General features: G+C 48.7%; 13 protein-coding genes. 6 read left to right on the top strand and 7 right to left on the bottom strand.

Annotated features, from left to right (window positions below; all coding sequences use genetic code 11):
• The first annotated feature begins 1 nt into the window (after position 1).
• Entirely contained in the window at positions 2 to 463 is a 462-nt protein-coding gene (locus ABXS88_RS03855; protein ID WP_353673872.1) for a VOC family protein, read from the top strand.
• A 46-nt stretch (positions 464 to 509) separates the two neighbouring features.
• Here ABXS88_RS03855 and ABXS88_RS03850 read toward each other — a convergent pair whose 3' ends face one another.
• The 3 genes from ABXS88_RS03850 to ABXS88_RS03840 all read right to left on the bottom strand — a co-directional run bounded on the left by ABXS88_RS03850 (position 510) and on the right by ABXS88_RS03840 (position 4,240).
• Complete coding sequence (locus tag ABXS88_RS03850) at positions 510 to 1,865, bottom strand: OB-fold nucleic acid binding domain-containing protein (RefSeq protein WP_353673871.1); 1,356 nt, start codon at positions 1,863 to 1,865, stop codon at positions 510 to 512.
• Positions 1,866 to 1,869: 4 nt separating this feature from the next.
• Positions 1,870 to 3,165: a cell division protein FtsZ gene (gene ftsZ / locus ABXS88_RS03845; protein WP_353673870.1), complete on the bottom strand. Its 1,296-nt coding sequence runs from the start codon at positions 3,163 to 3,165 to the stop codon at positions 1,870 to 1,872.
• Positions 3,166 to 3,421: 256 nt separating this feature from the next.
• A complete protein-coding gene (locus ABXS88_RS03840; RefSeq protein ID WP_353673869.1) occupies positions 3,422 to 4,240 on the bottom strand; it encodes an FtsQ-type POTRA domain-containing protein in 819 nt (272 codons plus the stop codon).
• A gap of 107 nt (positions 4,241 to 4,347) precedes the next feature.
• Between ABXS88_RS03840 and ctpC the strand changes: the two genes are divergently transcribed.
• Positions 4,348 to 5,637, top strand: coding sequence for a carboxyl-terminal processing protease CtpC (gene ctpC / locus ABXS88_RS03835; protein ID WP_353673868.1), 1,290 nt, complete (start codon positions 4,348 to 4,350; stop codon positions 5,635 to 5,637).
• An 85-nt stretch (positions 5,638 to 5,722) separates the two neighbouring features.
• Positions 5,723 to 5,986, top strand: coding sequence for a DUF3146 family protein (locus ABXS88_RS03830; RefSeq protein WP_353673867.1), 264 nt, complete (start codon positions 5,723 to 5,725; stop codon positions 5,984 to 5,986).
• A 96-nt stretch (positions 5,987 to 6,082) separates the two neighbouring features.
• On the opposite strand, the gene ABXS88_RS03825 is transcribed toward ABXS88_RS03830, so the two are convergent.
• Together ABXS88_RS03825 and ABXS88_RS03820 are read right to left on the bottom strand one after the other, a co-directional pair.
• The gene (locus ABXS88_RS03825) at positions 6,083 to 6,610 is read right to left on the bottom strand and encodes a hypothetical protein (RefSeq protein ID WP_353673866.1); all 528 of its coding nucleotides are present in this window, start codon (positions 6,608 to 6,610) and stop codon (positions 6,083 to 6,085) included.
• A 104-nt stretch (positions 6,611 to 6,714) separates the two neighbouring features.
• The gene (locus tag ABXS88_RS03820; protein WP_353673865.1) at positions 6,715 to 7,935 is read right to left on the bottom strand and encodes a DUF6130 family protein; all 1,221 of its coding nucleotides are present in this window, start codon (positions 7,933 to 7,935) and stop codon (positions 6,715 to 6,717) included.
• Positions 7,936 to 8,530: 595 nt separating this feature from the next.
• On the opposite strand from ABXS88_RS03820, the gene psaA reads away from it, so the two are divergent.
• The 3 genes from psaA (at position 8,531) to glpX (ending at position 14,669) form a co-directional block, all read left to right on the top strand.
• Positions 8,531 to 10,786, top strand: a complete 2,256-nt coding sequence (gene psaA / locus ABXS88_RS03815) for a photosystem I core protein PsaA (RefSeq protein ID WP_353673864.1) — start codon at positions 8,531 to 8,533, stop codon at positions 10,784 to 10,786.
• Between the two features lie 189 nt (positions 10,787 to 10,975).
• Complete coding sequence (gene psaB, locus ABXS88_RS03810; RefSeq protein WP_353673863.1) at positions 10,976 to 13,171, top strand: photosystem I core protein PsaB; 2,196 nt, start codon at positions 10,976 to 10,978, stop codon at positions 13,169 to 13,171.
• Positions 13,172 to 13,631: 460 nt separating this feature from the next.
• Entirely contained in the window at positions 13,632 to 14,669 is a 1,038-nt protein-coding gene (glpX, locus tag ABXS88_RS03805; RefSeq protein WP_353673862.1) for a class II fructose-bisphosphatase, read from the top strand.
• Positions 14,670 to 14,951: 282 nt separating this feature from the next.
• Here glpX and ABXS88_RS03800 read toward each other — a convergent pair whose 3' ends face one another.
• The gene (locus tag ABXS88_RS03800; protein ID WP_353673861.1) at positions 14,952 to 15,815 is read right to left on the bottom strand and encodes an HNH endonuclease; all 864 of its coding nucleotides are present in this window, start codon (positions 15,813 to 15,815) and stop codon (positions 14,952 to 14,954) included.
• A 55-nt stretch (positions 15,816 to 15,870) separates the two neighbouring features.
• On the bottom strand, positions 15,871 to 17,634 hold the full coding sequence (locus ABXS88_RS03795) for an ABC transporter substrate-binding protein (RefSeq protein ID WP_353673860.1): 1,764 nt from the start codon (positions 17,632 to 17,634) through the stop codon (positions 15,871 to 15,873).
• Positions 17,635 to 17,644 lie beyond the last annotated feature (10 nt).

Raw genomic sequence — 17,644 nt, 5'->3', positions numbered from 1 at the left:
AATGATGAGCCAGCTAAAAAGTCTTTTTCACTGCAATATAAATGTCACCAACCTTGATGTTTCCTTGCCTTTTTACGAAATGATTGGCTTTAAGGTCATCATTGATTTTAGAGACGGGATGAGTAGTCCACTACTAGCTCAAGCGTTGGGATTATCTCATGCTGTGTTGAGGGGGGTACATCTCAGTGCGGATGGTGATCCCGGTAAAACCCGTATTGATCTGGTTGAATTCCAAGATCCAGTAACGGAGGGAAAACCTTACCCTCATCTTTATCACACTGGTATTAATCGAGTCTCGATTAGAGTAGATAATTTGAGAGAATTATATGAAAACCTCAAGAGCCAAGGGGTTCAATTCTTATCTGAACCAATAACTTTACCGGGTACCAAGGATTTTACCTTTGTGTGTTTTCCCGATCCTGATGGTACAATCCTCCAGTTTGTAGAGGGAGATCTATCCTAAAACAGGGTTGACTTCTAAAATTGGGAAATGAAAGGCCAGGTAGAAACTATGATGAAGCCACCAAGGGCCTAGCACTGGCCTGGAAACCGGCCCGTTGCAAAGAATCCAAGGCTTGATGGGGGTCTTCAACCCAATAGTTCTCACCAAAGCGGATAATGTGTTTTTGAATGCCTTCTGTCACCGTTGCCAGGACGGGGACTTTGCCCTTCGCCTTGTTATCCGTTGTAGAGGAGCGCAAGATATTCTTGAGTGTTTGCTGGGCGCTATTGTTAAAAATTTGCTGGGGTGTGAGGTTGATCATGACCATTCTGACTGCCTCAATGGCCTCGATATCTTCGATCATCAGTTGAATGCGCTCCTCCCGTTTGTCAATTTTGCCCCAAATCATCACCTGTTGATCTTCAATTAAAGCCGGCAGGAGACGTTCGTAGTTGTCAGGAAAAACCACCCCCTCTGCCTGCCCTGACACATCTTCTAGAGTGACAAAGGCCATGGGAGTTCCCTTTCTTGTGATAATTTTTTTCACCGCCACCATAATGGCTACCGCACTGACCCGTTGCCGGGCCCGATAGTTTTCAATTTCCCCCAGACTAATAGGCGATAGTAATTTAGCTGCTTTCTGCACAGCTTTGAGGGGATGCTCGGATACATAAAAACCAAGATGTTCCTTTTCGAGTTTTAATTTTTCCTGAAGGGAAAAATCTGGCACTGGCGGAGCGGAGGGGGCCTGCTCAAACTCGTTAGCCTGGCTATCAGCCTGAGGACTAGGGGCTTCCATCAGGTCAAATAAGTTCATTTGCCCGGTTTCTTTTTCCTTTGTCCGCTTTTGAACCCAGGCCATGACCAGTTCCAGATCCTGGAGGAGTTGATTGCGATTGGATTGGAGATGGTCAAAGGCACCGGCAAGGATTAGGGTTTCAATAGCTCGTCGGTTAACCACCCGCAGATCAACCTGGGAGCAAAAATCCGCCAAGGATTGAAAGTGCCCTCCGGCTTCTTCTCGGGCAGCCAGGATCATATCAATAGCCCCTTCCCCTAAGTTACGCACCGCTGACAGGCCAAAAAGAATGCTCTGGCCTAGGGGGGTAAAGTCTCGTTGGGAGCGATTAATATCCGGTGGCTCAACCTCAATTCCCAGCTTCTGACAGTTTTCTCGGTATTTTTCAACCTTATCTTGACTATCACTACTAGCGGTTAGGAGGGCCGCCATGTATTCCACCGGATAATTCGCCTTGAGGTAGGCTGTCTGGTAGGTAACGTAGGCGTAGGCAGTGGAGTGAGATTTATTGAAACAGTTGGCGGCGATGAGTCCCGGCGCCACCATAAAATTATGATCTTGACCTAGACCTAGGTCGTAAACTGGCCGCAGTCCTAGAGAGCGATGGCCCACAATCTTTACCATGGTCTTAGCGTTTAGGCAAGCGACGTTTTTGTAGAAACTCGGGAATATCAAGACTAGCTGGACTCGGTTTAGCCGGCTCTAGGGAGTCTTGAGTCGTCTCGAAAACTGAAGTAGGCGGATGGGCAACAGCGGTCTCAGGATTGGTTTTGCTGGAGCGGGTTTCCTGACTAAACCCTGTCGCAATAACCGTCAGTCGCATTTCTCCCTGCATCCGTTCATCAATGACGGCTCCAAAAATAATATTGGCATTAGGATCAACCACATCGTAGATGGTTTCAGCGGCAACATTGACCTCATGGAGGGTCAGGTCGTGGCCTCCAGTTACATTAAAGACGACCCCTTTCGCTCCCTCAATGGAGGATTCCAGCAAGGGGGAAGAAATTGCCGCTGTGGCGGCTTCCTTGGCCCGGGATTTTCCAGATCCAACGCCGATCCCCATCAGAGCAGAACCAGCATCAGCCATAATAGCTCGGACATCAGCAAAGTCAACATTGACTAAACCAGGGATCGTGATAATGTCAGAAATGCCCTGTACCCCCTGGCGCAGAATATCATCAGCAACCCGAAAAGCTTCTTGGAGCGGCGTTTCGGCCGGAATCACGGACAATAATTGATTATTAGGAATAACAATGAGCGTATCAACTCGGGATTGAAGGGCATTGATCCCCTCCTCCGCTTGGTTTGCCCGGCGACGCCCTTCGAAGGTAAAGGGGCGCGTAACAATTCCCACTGTTAAACACCCCATTTCCTTGGCTACCTCTGCGACAATCGGCGCCGCTCCAGTACCCGTACCTCCCCCCATGCCAGCAGTAATAAAAACCAAATCGGTATTTTCCAAAGCCCGAGCAATTTCATCGCGGGATTCTTCAGCGGCTTTTTGACCAATGGCCGGATTGCCGCCGGCCCCCAGTCCTCGGGTCAGTTTTTGTCCAATCTGCAAACGCTGGGGGGCAGCCGCTTGGACAAGGGACTGGGAATCAGTATTAATAGACCAAAATTCAATGCCGGTCACCCCACTGGCGATCATACGATTGACGGCATTACAGCCACCGCCACCAACACCAATAACCTTAATTTTTGCGACACTACTGGGCACAATCTGGGTACTCCTGACATCAAACTGAGTATTCCGAATCTCAATACTTTTGTTATCCAATGGGGCTGGTGGTACATCCGGGAAACCAAGCCCTACAGATTCTCCCGAGGCCGCAAAGAGGTCTTCTAGGCTATCGGTTGCATCATCGCTTTCCGCACCATTGAGACCAGGATCATCTAATAACCAATCATTATCAAGAGTCATTGTTATGGGAGGCCCGAACGTAACTGTATTTGTATAAGTTTTTAGAGACTTAAAAATAGCCAAAACACTCCCAAGGAGGGTCGTGGTTAGTCTAAGCTACCATCAGATAGGCAATCTGTCGCTGATGGCCTGCGTAATTTTTCCCTAAATATAGCTAGAAACAGCATTTCCGTCCCTAGACTAGAAACAATGCCGGAGTTTGTCAATAGCCATCTCTCAACAAGGTCAGGATCTCCGTGAACGAACCCAGTCTCTGTCAGGATTTCTTGACTTTAGGATCCTGGGATGACTTGGGGGCTGGCGGTTTCAATTGAAGTAGGGGTTGAGCTGGATTGGTTAAATCAATGTAATTAATGCGTTGGAGGGGAACGCGACCGGGTAATCGCTTCATTTTCCCTAGAGTTTCTAGTTGCTGAGGAAATTGGGATAGATTGGCGCCCAAATAAACTAGTCCTAGATCGGTCGATAGCATCATATTACTGGGATTCGTCCCATTGATGGTGTGGACGGTGACAGGGGCCGAACGCAAATAAGCATAGTTCTTCTGCCAAAAGCTTTGATATTGAGGGCCATAGCCCAAAAAGGCCAGCGTTGTAGGTAAGGCTCGAGGGGTCTTTCCGCCCTGGTAAAGCTTGGACGGAATAAAAGTGCCATTCAAGTCGAGATATCCTGCCCCTTGGGCGGTAGTTGCCACAGCAATGGGCTGGCGTTCTACTACGGCGATGACTAATTGGGCGGGAAAAAGTTGCCGTGAGACAGCGACCTGCGATAAAGCCGGACTCTGACCCATTGACTGGCTAATTTGCCGCGTAGAAATCTGCCAGATGGATTGGGGGAACTTGAGCGGAAATAGTTGGTAAATTTGTTGATCGGATAACAGTTGATTCCCCTGAAGGACAATTTGAGATTGGTCACGAATTGTCCATTCTGGCCAACTCATAATCCAGATGAGAGCCCCAACTAAGCCACTGAGTATGGAAAAGCGCCATAATGAACGCAGGGCCTTTAAGCGGCGCTGAGTGTGAAGGGTTCGACGTCGATTTTTGAGAGAATCGGACACAATCATTTCCGTCATAGAAGAACTATCCCCTTTATCCTGAAATGTTATAACTAAACTGGACAGCACTATACAATTTCATGTCCATCATCCCCACTCCTCATCATTGTGATGATGAAATATCTATGGTCAAGCAAAAACGCAGTCTAATTCTCGGAACAACAGCCCTCGTACTCGCAACTGTCGCCGTAACAGGGGTGGGACTCCGTCTGGCTCGCTCCCAAGCGTTTTTCCAAGATAATCCCAAGGAGTTGGTAGATGAGGTTTGGCAGATCGTCAACCGTACCTACGTGGATGGAACCTTTAATGGCGAAGACTGGCGGGCCATTCGCAAAAATTATTTGAGTAAAAGTTACAGTACGCCAGAAGAGGCCTACAAAGCCATCCGGGAAATGCTGGGAAAGCTCAATGATCCCTATACCCGTTTTATGGATCCCGAAGAATTTCAGTCGATGCGGATTGACACCTCTGGGGAGTTGACGGGGGTGGGTATTCAATTAGCTCAAGATCAAGAAACGAAAAAACTCGTCGTCATCTCTCCCATCGAAGATACACCGGCTTACAAAGCCGGTATCCTGGCTAAAGATGAAATTATTAAAATTGATGGTAAATCGACCCAGGGAATGGAGGTTGATGATGCGGTGAAGCTAATCCGTGGTAAACCCGGTACAAGAGTCACTCTCACTGTTAAGCGTGGGGGTCAAGAACTTAACTATCCCCTGGTTCGTGCCCGCATCGAAATTCATCCCGTCAGAGCGCAAGCTGAAAACTCCCCTATTGGCAAAGTCGGTTATATTCGCCTCAATCAATTCAGCGCCCATGCTGGCGAAGAAATGAAGGTGGCTATCGAGCGTCTAGAGCAACAGCAGGTCAAGGGCTATATATTAGATTTACGTTCTAATCCTGGAGGCCTCCTCTACAGCAGTATTGACATTGCTCGCTTCTGGTTGAAAGAAGGGAAGATCGTTTCCACCGTTGACCGCCAAGGTGAAGTAGAGCAACAAAGTGCAAATAATCAGCAACTCTCGAATAAACCTCTGGTAATTCTTGTAGATGGTGGCTCGGCTAGTGCAAGCGAAATCCTCTCGGGGGCGCTTCAAGACCACAAACGAGCTGTTCTGGTTGGAACAAAAACCTTTGGTAAGGGTCTTGTTCAGTCAGTTCGAGAAGTAGGCAATGGTTCTGGCCTAGCGGTGACTATCGCTAAATACTTAACCCCCAATGGACGGGATATTAATAAGCACGGAATTCAACCGGATGTTGTTGTGGAATTAACAGATCAACAACGGAAAGAGCTACAAAAAAACCGCGATAAAATTGGTACGATGGCTGACCCCCAATACGCTAAGGCCTTTGAAATTCTTCGCCAACAGGTTGCCCAAAGCGGAGGAAACAGTCAGCTATCCAGCAAGTAATCTTAATTGTATTTTCCCAGGAGCTGAGTTTCTGGCAGCCATGGGGATCAAAACTAACATTTAGCCGATTGTTTAGGAACGTTGTGTGACCGGCCGCCATCTCCCCAAAACGATTGCTTATCTCCGGATTACCACCCTCTCCTGGCAAGAGGGAGTGCTGGGTGGAGAGGTTCAGGCTGCAGGCTACCAGTGGTCTTTCTACTGGTTCTTTCGTCAAGATTCTCTCCAGGTTACCCCTTCCCTTGGGCGGGCCTTGATTTATGAATCCCTGGGGCGCTTCTTAGAACACAATGACTATCAACTAGAGGCTGGGGGCGATTATGAATTTGTACTAAGGTCTCGTCTATAGGTTTTGATAAAAAAAGCGTTCCTTGGCGGTTATAAGCCCTGGTAACGCTGAAAGATGTAAAGATATTTGATTTAGACGACTGGTGAGTGCCCTTGCCTACCAAAGACCCCGGACGGGAGTGGGGGCAACAGGAGCAGGAGCGACGGGGGCAGAAGGCTGAACTGGGGGCAAAGAGACCGGAGCAGAAGATTCAAAGTTAATGGCAGAACGTTCTACTGCAGCGACTTCTTTCAGTTTAAGGCGCGTCAACCAGACGGGGTGGGCTTGCATGACGCTAAGGGTTTTAAGGTCGATCAAAACATCATCACCGGGTTCAGCGGCGGCTTCTACATCTACGTGGGTTATTCTTTGGCCATTATCAAGGCTAATATAGCCAGGGAAAGCACCATATTTCAGGAGTTCTACCATAACAATGTTGCCAACTTTACCCCGGACACGACCAATACCATAGTCACTAAATTGCATCTGGTCTTCTTTTTTGTACACATCATGACCGGGAAGTTGGCTGAGGAGAGTCTCTCCTTTCGTGGGCAAGGGATTGGCTTGGGCTGACAGCGCTGTCATGCCGACCACAGACAGCGTTAGAATAGCCGTAGCAATGGAGGAAGCAGACTTAATTAACACGATAACCTCGCTTGTGAGTTATTAAAATTGTTTGGCTGACGATCAAGAGTATAGTATGGTTCCCAGGTTTCGGTAAAGATTCGCTTGAGTAACTTTAGGATTCGTTAATTTCCCGACAATTTTGTGCTAGAAAGCACGGAATCAGCCCCTCCCTCGTCAGGTTCATTATCTGGAACAGCAACAGATTCTTCTAGAGGAAGAGCAAATTCCCCTGGGCTTTCTCCCTTCTCCTGTGGCGGTGCAACAGTAGCATCAAGATCTGGTGAATTGGCAGCCGTGTCCTCTGTAGGTTTTTCCACTGCGGGATCTGGTTCAAGATTACTTGGGGAAGGCACTTCAGGTGTAGCGTCTGGAACTATACTGCCGGCCTCAACGGACGGCTTGTCTGGCGGGAGTTCCTGGACGTCTAATTCAGGAGTCTGGAGAGTTAATGGAGAAGAGAGCGAGTCTTTATCCGGAGAAGAAAGGAGTGTCTGCGGCTGACTAATTGCCTGGAGCTCTGCGGGTTTCAGTTCTCCGCGTATCAGGCGCGACAGTGTATCTTGGCCCTGGGGTTGGTAGTCAATGACCCGCACCGTGCTATTAAAGTGATTGGTAACGAGATTACCCTGAGCATCGATAAACTCTAGCTTGATCCAATTTTTACCTTCAGTGAAGCCGGTCAGGTAAGGTGACTGCCATCGATCTAGCAAAAAGCTTTCCCCATTAATTGTGACCCGAATCCGCCAGCTATTATTCTCGGCATCGGAGCTGGCTAGAGAAAGGGGAGCCTGACTGAGATAAAAGTCTAGTAGAATTGGCTCTGCACCATAACTTCCCTTGGGACGACTGTAGGTCAAAAGGGGTTGCTGCGGATCTGGAACATTATCATCGGTTTTAGTCAGCACATGGAACGTAACCTGGGCAAAGGCTCCGTCGTTTTTGAAGCTTTCGTGCCAGGGGCGAACGGGGAAAACACGGATGGTGTGGGTACCTGGCGTTAGGTCTTTTAACAGGACGGGTTGATCGACGTTGTAAACGGCCCGATAGGGTTCGTTATCCACAATTACGTGTAAATGGGGCCCCACTTCCAGGGCCGGATCTTGGAATAGAGGCAGATCCCGGACTTCGATTTCCACCGGCACCGTGGTATCCGTTAGCACCTGATCCGGGGTCGGGTGAAGAATTTTAACCTGGGGCTGATATTGGTCAAAAATCGGGGCTAGGCCCTGGATCGCTGAGGGGGGGGCGACTTCTGCCAAATGGCCACTGACAATGGGAACCCCTGACGGCACGAGGGCCGGTGGGGAGGAGGCCTGAGGAGGAGACTGACAGGCAGTATTCACAAAAAGAACGAGTAGGAGAAGCCCCCAGCTAAGGGGTTTCCCCCACGGAGACAACATTTGGGCTAGATATTTCAGCAAGGGAGGCCCTCCACGTAGATTCTCTAGAAAGCAATATAGCTCAATCGGCAACGCTTCTCTGTATTCTACCGAGAGAAACTAGCGTGATAGATAATGAGTAATTGAAGAAAATCTGTAATATTTCTTAAGATCCCAGGATCTAGACGCACAAGGACAACATCATTGATTCTTTTCTATGCCTTGTCTGTAATTAAATCTGGGTACAAAATCTTAGCTCTCCAGGATGTTACTTTTTGTAAAGAAAACAAGGTCTAGCTTGACTTTTTAAGGGGGTTGTCATGGTGTAGGGCTTGCCCGATAAGAATTTAGCTATTTTTTAATTATTGTTAAGTCTCCAGGCATAGGTAGAGGGGAAGACTTATTATCTTCTATTGATGCGTGCTACCCGAAAGCTAATAAATTGGCAAATTCAACACCGCATCTAGGATGGCAAAATTATTTCGCTTTTGACCCTCCTCTATTACACTATTCACAATAGGAAACCCTTAAAGTTCATTGTCGAGAGAGGAGTACCCTCATGACAATTAGTCCTCCCGAAAGAGAGGCGAAAGCCAAAGTCACGGTTGATACCAATCCTGTCCCGACCTCCTTCGAGAAATGGGGCAAGCCTGGCCATTTTGATCGGACTCTGGCTAGAGGCCCCAAAACCACTACTTGGATTTGGAACCTCCACGCCAATGCCCACGATTTTGATAGTCAGACCAGCGACCTCGAAGATGTTTCGCGCAAAATCTTCAGTGCCCACTTTGGTCACCTCGCTGTTGTCTTTGTTTGGTTAAGTGGAATGTACTTCCACGGCGCGAAGTTCTCTAACTACGAAGCCTGGTTAGCAGACCCCACTCACATTAAGCCTAGTGCTCAAGTGGTTTGGCCCATCGTGGGTCAAGGCATTTTGAATGGCGATGTGGGCGGTGGTTTCCATGGTATTCAAATTACCTCCGGTTTGTTTTATCTCTGGCGGGCCGCTGGCTTTACCGACAGCTATCAGCTCTATTGCACCGCGATTGGCGGTTTGGTAATGGCTGCCCTAATGCTGTTTGCCGGCTGGTTCCACTACCACGTCAAGGCTCCCAAGCTGGAATGGTTCCAGAATGTAGAGTCCATGATGAACCACCATTTGGCTGGTTTACTGGGCCTCGGCTCCCTGGCCTGGGCTGGTCACTTGATCCACGTTTCTTTACCCGTTAATAAACTACTAGATGCTGGTGTCGCGCCGAAGGACATCCCCTTGCCCCAGGAATACGTTCTGGATGCGGCAAAGATGGCCGAGTTCTTCCCCAGCTTCGCCCAAGGTTTAACACCATTCTTTACGCTTAACTGGGGAGTCTATTCTGATTTCCTCACCTTTAAAGGCGGTTTGAATCCAGTTACGGGTAGTCTCTGGCTCAGTGATGTGGCCCACCACCATGTGGCGATTGCCGTCCTGTTCATTATTGCTGGTCATATGTACCGCACGAACTGGGGCATCGGTCACAGCATGAAAGAGATTCTCGAAGCCCATAAAGGCCCCTTCACCGGGGAAGGCCATAAAGGTCTCTACGAGATTCTGACCACCTCTTGGCATGCCCAGCTAGCGATCAACCTGGCTCTGTTAGGGTCTTTGAGCATCATTGTGGCTCACCACATGTATTCCATGCCACCCTATCCCTACCAGGCCATCGACTACGCCACGCAGTTGTCCCTTTTCACTCACCATACTTGGATTGGCGGTTTCTTGATCGTCGGTGCGGGTGCCCACGGGGCCATTTTCATGGTGCGTGATTATGATCCCGCGAAAAACGTTAATAACTTGCTGGATCGGATGCTGCGCCACCGTGACGCTATCATTTCCCATCTCAATTGGGTTTGTATTTTCCTCGGCTTTCATAGCTTTGGTCTCTACATCCATAACGATACGATGCGGGCCCTGGGTCGTCCCCAAGACATGTTCTCGGATACGGCGATTCAACTCCAGCCCATCTTTGCCCAATGGGTACAGCACATCCATGCCCTGGCGCCTGGTAATACAGCTCCCCATGCCTTAGCAACTGCTAGCAACGTCTTTGACGGCGCAACCGTTGCAGTGGCCGGTAAAGTTGCCATCTCGGCAATTCCCCTCGGTACGGCGGATTTCATGGTTCACCACATCCATGCCTTCACCATCCACGTTACTGTGCTGATTCTCCTCAAAGGGGTACTCTACGCTCGTAGCTCCCGTTTGATTCCTGATAAAGCGAACCTCGGTTTCCGCTTCCCCTGCGATGGCCCCGGTCGTGGTGGTACCTGCCAAGTCTCTGGTTGGGATCACGTTTTCCTTGGACTGTTCTGGATGTACAACTCCCTGTCCATTGTCATCTTCCACTTCAGTTGGAAAATGCAGTCGGATGTCTGGGGAACCGTTGCTCCTGATGGTAGTGTCACCCATGTCACCCTAGGGAATTTTGCCCAAAGTGCTATCACCATTAATGGTTGGCTCCGGGACTTCCTCTGGGCTCAAGCCGCTAACGTGATTAACTCCTACGGTTCTGCCCTCTCTGCCTACGGCATCATGTTCCTGGCGGGTCACTTTGTCTTTGCCTTTAGCTTGATGTTCCTCTTCAGTGGACGGGGTTACTGGCAAGAGTTAATTGAGTCTATCGTTTGGGCTCACAATAAACTCCGGGTAGCTCCGGCGATTCAACCCCGTGCCCTAAGTATTATTCAAGGCCGTGCGGTTGGCGTAGCCCACTACCTCTTGGGTGGTATTGTCACCACCTGGGCGTTCTTCCTCGCCCGTAGTCTATCCATTGGTTAGACTGGCCCTCAGGTTTGGTTATTAGGGGTCTTTGCCTCGTTACCAAACCTGGGAAACCCTCCAGCGACTTTAAAGGCGCTTGTACTCTCCCAGTCATTCTAGGACTGGTTTAACAAATCCGGAAATGAGCAGTGCTTTCTGCATCCGCCTCATTTTGCTTGCTTAACGAGGAGAATTTCCGAAAAAGCTATGGCAACTAAATTTCCCAAGTTTAGCCAGGATCTCGCCCAAGACCCCACTACGCGGCGTATTTGGTATGGGATCGCAACGGCCCACGACTTTGAAACCCACGATGGGATGACTGAGGAAAATCTTTATCAAAAGATTTTTGCCTCCCACTTTGGTCATATCGCCATCATTTTCCTGTGGACTTCTGGCACCCTTTTCCACGTTGCGTGGCAAGGTAATTTTGAACAGTGGATTAAAGATCCCTTAAACACTCGTCCCATTGCCCATGCGATCTGGGATCCCCACTTTGGGGAAGGCGCTCTCAATGCGTTTACCCAAGCGGGGGCTTCTAACCCAGTTAACATCGCCTATTCCGGTGTTTACCATTGGTTTTATACCATTGGTATGACCACTAACCAAGAGCTATACCAAGGCGCAGTATTTTTACTTTTACTGGCTTCTATTTTCCTCTTCGCTGGTTGGTTACACCTACAACCCAAGTTCCGTCCTAGCCTCGCTTGGTTCAAAAATGCGGAATCCCGTTTGAATCACCACCTGGCCGGTTTATTTGGGGTTAGCTCCTTGGCTTGGGCTGGTCACTTGGTACACGTTGCTATCCCTGAATCCCGTGGTCAACACGTCGGTTGGGATAACTTCTTGTCCACGCCTCCCCACCCCGCAGGGCTTCTGCCCTTCTTTACGGGGAACTGGGGCGTATATGCGGCGGATCCTGACACCGCTGGCCATGTCTTTGGCACGGCTCAAGGCGCTGGGTCTGCGATTCTGACCTTCCTGGGTGGCTTCCATCCCCAAACCGAGTCTCTTTGGTTGACGGATATTGCCCACCACCACTTGGCGATTGCTGTGATCTTCATCATTGCAGGTCACATGTATCGTACCAATTGGGGGATTGGTCACAGTATCAAGGAAATCCTCAATGCCCACAAAGGCCCTTTAACCGGTGAAGGACACAAAAACCTTTACGACACCGTTAACAACTCCCTACACTTCCAACTCGGCTTGGCCTTGGCTTGCTTAGGAGTTGTGACCTCTCTGGTCGCCCAACACATGTATTCCATGCCGTCCTACGTGTTTATCGCGAAGGACTACACCACCCAAGCAGCTCTTTATACCCATCACCAGTACATCGCTGGCTTCCTGATGGTTGGAGCCTTCGCCCACGGTGCCATCTTCTTTGTTCGTGACTACGACCCCGTCGCCAACAAAAATAATGTGCTGGCACGGATGTTAGAGCACAAAGAAGCTCTGATTTCCCACCTCAGTTGGGTTTCCCTCTTCCTCGGTTTCCACACCCTCGGCCTCTATGTTCATAACGATGTTGTCGTTGCTTTTGGAACCCCCGAGAAACAAATCCTGATTGAACCGGTCTTCGCTCAATGGATTCAAGCAACTTCAGGCAAGGCCCTCTACGGCTTTGATGTTCTGCTTTCCAATCCTGACAGCATTGCTTCAACCACTGGCGCCGCTTGGTTGCCTGGTTGGTTAGATGCTATCAACAGCGGTACCAATTCCCTCTTCCTGCCCATTGGCCCTGGCGATTTCTTGGTTCACCATGCCATCGCCCTTGGTTTACACACTACCGTGTTAATCCTGGTCAAAGGGGCCTTGGACGCTCGTGGCTCTAAACTGATGCCCGACAAAAAAGACTTTGGTTATTCCTTCCCCTGTGATGGACCCGGCCGTGGCGGTACTTGCGACATCTCAGCTTGGGATGCCTTCTACCTAGCTATGTTCTGGATGCTGAACACCCTGGGCTGGTTAACCTTCTACTGGCACTGGAAACACCTCGGTGTTTGGTCTGGGAACGTGGCTCAGTTCAACGAAAACTCAACCTACCTGATGGGCTGGTTCCGGGATTATCTCTGGGCCAACTCCGCTCAGCTAATCAACGGCTACAATCCCTACGGTGTGAACAACCTCTCAGTTTGGGCCTGGATGTTCCTCTTTGGACACCTGGTCTGGGCGACTGGCTTCATGTTCCTCATCTCTTGGCGGGGTTACTGGCAAGAGCTGATCGAAACCATCGTTTGGGCCCACGAACGGACTCCTCTGGCGAACCTCGTTCGTTGGAAAGATAAACCCGTTGCTCTCTCCATTGTTCAAGCTCGTTTGGTTGGTTTGGCCCACTTCACTGTTGGCTATATCCTGACCTACGCGGCCTTCCTCATTGCTTCGACGGCTGGTAAGTTCGGCTAACACCGGCTCTTGCTAGATAAGTGATGACTCAAGATCCCCTGCCTAAACGGTGGGGGATTTCCTTTTCTTGGAGTACTATTTTAGAATAAGTAAAAAAGTATGTGTTACAAGGAGCCATGAAGATAAGGTTATTTTGCTCCAGCCTTCTCTCTGAGGTTTTCCCCATAATATTACCGGACGTTTTATGGGCATCAAATACTACTACGTGCGCAGGGCCACGTTTTTGTTCCTCCCGATAACGTTGAAAAGCTCCAGGCATTGTTTGATGCAGGAGAGGCCTGCTATCCCCAGGACGGCCCCCGTAAACCCAAGACCCCAATCCCTGGTTCCCATTAACCGACGATTTTTCATTGCTGACTGATTTTACGGTGATCCCCCACTCTGATAGACTTTGACTGATAACAAAATCAGACTACGCTAAGGCAACTTAGATTTATTAGCAGTTGGGAGGAATCATCGCGTGGAAAGTACCCTCGGTTTAGAAATCATTGAAGTCGTCGAGCAAGCGGCGATCGCCTCGGCCAAGTGGATGGGGAAAGGTGAAAAAAATACCGCTGACCAAGTCGCTGTAGAAGCGATGCGGGAGCGGATGAATAAAATTCACATGCGGGGTCGCATTGTGATTGGGGAAGGGGAACGGGACGAAGCTCCCATGCTCTACATCGGAGAAGAAGTTGGTATCTGCACCCGAGAAGATGCTAAGGCGTACTGCAATCCCGACGAGCTAGTGGAAATTGATATCGCCGTTGACCCGTGCGAAGGCACTAACCTCGTAGCCTATGGCCAAAATGGCTCCATGGCCGTTCTAGCCATTTCTGAGAAGGGTGGCCTATTTGCGGCCCCCGACTTCTACATGAAAAAATTAGCGGCCCCCCCGGTTGCTAAGGGCCATGTGGATATCAATAAGTCGGCAACGGAAAACCTAAAAATTCTTTCCGATTGTCTCAATCGCAGTGTGGAGGAATTAGTGGTGGTGGTGATGGACCGGCCCCGCCACAAGGAACTAATTCAAGAAATTCGTCAAGCGGGAGCCCGTGTCCGCTTGATTAGCGATGGGGACGTCTCTGCCGCAATTTCCTGTGCTTTTTCTGGAACCAACATCCATGCCTTAATGGGCATTGGGGCCGCCCCTGAAGGGGTTATCTCGGCAGCAGCGATGCGTTGTCTAGGGGGCCACTTCCAAGGACAGCTCATCTACGATCCCGAAGTAGTTAAAACCGGCCTGATTGGAGAAAGCCGCGAAGGCAACCTGGAAAGACTCCGTTCCATGGGCATCACCGATGGTGACCGCGTCTACGACACCCACGAATTGGCCAGTGGCGAAACGGTTCTCTTTGCCGCCTGTGGTATTACTCCCGGCACCCTAATGGAAGGCGTTCGTTTCTTCCACGGTGGCGCCCGTACCCAAAGCTTGGTCATTTCTACCCAGTCGAAAACGGCCCGCTTTGTGGATACCGTTCACCTACTTGACCAGCCCAAAATGATTCAACTGAAGTAATCTTCACTATCCTGGCCTGGTTCTACTGGGCCGGGATTAGCTAAAAATGCTCAGCTTAATCAATCCCCCAGTCTTGGAAAAAGTCAGGGGGGTTTCAATAGCCTAAGTGATGATACATTACCGAGTGAGTTAGGCGGTAATTGCATCGCAAACTCGGAGGTCGTTATTTTAATCCCCCCGCTAGCATTGAGTAACGTAAAGACCTACAGAAAAACAGAAGCGTGATCATTTCTATAATTTACTTAAGATAAGTCTAAAGATTCTCCAATCACAGCTCTATAGTTAGGCATGATAGCGATTGTCGAGAATAAATTGCGAGGTTTCACGATGACGCTGTAAAGCCTTTCGGCTTGGTCTAAAACCTGCAGTTTTTGGAAGGTACAACTGCCGACCATCATACTGTTGATAATATGATCCACGAAGCATTTCGCTAATCATTATTGAATATGTAGTCTCATTAATAGCAATTAAACCAAAGTCGAACAAATTATGAATATCTGATCTTAATAAGATACCATTCGTAGGATGATTTGTTTCATCGCCAAAGTATGGTACTATATGAGATGCTTCCAATACCTCAATTGTATTTGTTCCACTAATTGCGCACTTTCCATCATATAAACTAATTAATTCTTCTCTGAATTTTTTCTGGCCTCGTCTTTGGACTAGCATTACTGCTGTTTTTGTGCGCTCATCTTTTATGCTCGATGGATCAAAGCTATTATTTTCATTATCTTCTGTGTTTTCAATAAGTTCTATAAGATCCCGTATTTTTTCATACAGACTTCTATTATTAGTATCATCTACTTTATCGAAAGATGTGAGATTTGGTTCGTGAAAAAATCTGGCAACTTTACGTTTATCTGCTTCATCTGTAGAATGCTTAAGTAAAATTTCTTGCAACAGCGGGGTTCTATCAATAAGCCAGTCTTTGACTAAATTATCGAATGATTCTGTTCCGTATGTCTCTGGTCTTAACCCACGCTGATACTTGTCAAGAATCGTTGTACGCCAAAGCCCATATTTTTGTGCAACGATTGTCGTTGCATTAATTCTTATATTCTCAATAGATTGCATATCGTTAGATAAATATTCATCTCGAATGACTTTGAGAACTTCTAGGATATAGTCAATTTTTTTACTCATACAAACCAATAAACTGATCTCAATACGAAAATTTTGATGTCAAGACCCCATTAAACTAGTGATAATTTCTGCGGGATATTTCTCCGAGGGCCGGACAAAGGGTAATCTCGTCTAAATTCCAGAAAGCCCCTCCCAGGGCCGAATATTGAATGCTACAGAAGCGATTACGCACCGCGGCCAGAGAATAGGGATTAACCAAATAAATAAAAGGTAAATAGGTCAGGGCCACTTGTTGTTGCTCAGCGTAAATAGCCCGGCGCTGGTCGAAATCGAGTACCTGGGAACCTTTAAGGGCCAGATCCGCCAGTTTTTGTTCCCAGGGGGCAATCACCCAGCCGTCAATGGGGGCACTACCAGGTTGGGGTTTTTGGTTAAACATGTGCAAATTGCCGTCAGTGTACCAAACGTTGGGGATATGGGGATCATTGCCGCCAGTCAGCCCTAACAAAACCGCATCCCAGGTGAGGCTATTGCTTAACTTATCTACCAAAACACTAAAACTCATGGGGCTAAAATCCACCTGGATTCCCAATTTGCCCAGGTCTTCTTGAATTTGGGCCCCCATGGCCTCCCGGATTTTATTGCCGGCATTGGTATGAAGGACAAAACGAACCGGATGATTATCCGCATCGAGTAACTGGCCCTGGGCATCGTAGGTAAAGCCAGCCGCTTGTAGTAAGGCCCTGGCCCGTTGGGGGTCATAGTTATAGCCCGCGAGAGAACGATTATAGTAGGGCGATTGCATGGAAATTAAAGCATTTTGGGCGGCTCCTAGACCCCGGAAAATATTGTTAATCATCCGTTGGCGGTCGATGCCGTAGGCGATAGCCTGGCGGAAGTTCTCGTCGTTAAACCAACGTGATTTGATCGGATCGACGAGGGGTTGGCCGTTCCGTTGGCCCTGATTCAAATTGAAAAAGAGAAAGGTACTGCCGTAGGCAGGGCCGCCATTATAAAGGGTAAAATTGCCCCGTTCTTCTTCCTTTTTGAGCAAGGAAAAATATTCAGGGGTGACACTAATCGCATCTAAGCTACCCGACCGAAATTGCAGGAGGGCCGTATCCGTTGATTCCACAATGGCCCAGATCACACGGGAGATGGCAGGCAAACGCTGGCCCTGGGCATTACGTTTCCAAAAATAGGGATTTCGTTCAAAAACAATGCGTTGACTAGTGATGTATTCCTTAACCCGGTAAGGGCCATTGACCACAATGTCCTGGGGCGGCGTATCAGTTCCCCAGGTAGTTAAAAACTTAAGATTGCCTTGCTCATCAACGCTTTCCACTGTCTGGCGGAGAATATGGGCCGGTAAAATTGGCACTTCTGCACTGTCGAGGAAGGGAGCAAAGGGTTCACTAATGCGAAATTCAATTTCCCCTGGTCGGGGGGAAGAAATTAGAGGAAAATCTCCTTTTTGACCAATGCGGAGACTATCGCGATAATTGTTAGGGATTTTGGGATTGAGGTAGAGGTCATTGTAGCTAAAGAGCACATCCTCCACTGTCAGGGGCTGACCATCAGACCACTGCAATCCTTCCCGCAGTTGAAAGGTAATGGTTTTATTGTCGGCGGAAATTTGCCAGGCCTTAGCCAGGGCCGGTTCCTTTTGTCCCGTTAGGGGATTCTCCGTAATCAGCCCCTCGTAGGTTAGACCAAAAATATTGGGAGATTCCGCAGATAACACTGCATTGAAGGTTTTGGGGTCACTCAACACCGAAAAAACGGCTTGATCCGTTACCGGGGTTGGGGTGCAAGCACTGGTGATAAGGAGCAGACAGCTAAGGGCCCACCAACAGCCAATTTTTCTAAGCCAAACCATGGTTAATTGC

It is taken from the genome of Synechocystis sp. LKSZ1 (assembly GCF_040436315.1).
In the GTDB taxonomy this organism is placed as follows: Bacteria; Cyanobacteriota; Cyanobacteriia; order Cyanobacteriales; family Microcystaceae; genus Synechocystis.
This window is presented reverse-complemented; position numbering and strand designations above follow the sequence as displayed.